The following is a 550-nucleotide window of genomic DNA, read 5'->3' as shown; positions in this document are numbered from 1 at the left end:
CACGGGCAGTACGACCCACTCGATGCACATAGCTTGCAGAGTGCATTGGGAGTTCAAAGTTAATCACCAGTGGTAATGCATCAATATGGATGCCACGCGCCATCACATCAGTGGCGATCAGTGTTTCAATGCGCCCCTGCTTAAAATCGTCAAGGATCTGGTTACGCTCTTCTTGGCTTTTATTTCCGTGTAGAGCCTCAACGCTCAGTTTGGCTTTCTTTAGTCGTTTGGTTAGGGCGTCGGCATTATCCTTTGCTCCGATAAAAACGAGCGTCTGAGTGCTAAGGTTTTGCTGCAACAGGCTGATCAGCGCTTGCGGCTTACTGCCTTTGTTCACCAGATACAATGTTTTCAGCGACGCTGTTTTCTGGGTGGACGGTTACCTTGACTGGTTTGAACAACAGATCATCGGTTTGCTGTTCTAACTCTTTCGGCAGTGTCGCAGAGAAAAATAATGTTTGATGCTTAGCGGGTAGTGACTTTTTGACCGCTTGAACATCTGGCCAGAATCCCATGTCCAAAAGGCGATCAGCTTCATCCAGTATCAAGG

General features: G+C 47.8%; 1 pseudogene. It reads right to left on the bottom strand.

The features are described from left to right. A pseudogene (locus tag KIV40_RS35395) lies at window positions 1–550 on the bottom strand (helicase-related protein); the annotation flags it as partial.

The organism is Vibrio sp. D173a, from assembly GCF_030248475.1.
Note: the sequence above shows the minus strand (reverse complement) of the source record. Positions and strands in the feature narration are given on the sequence as shown.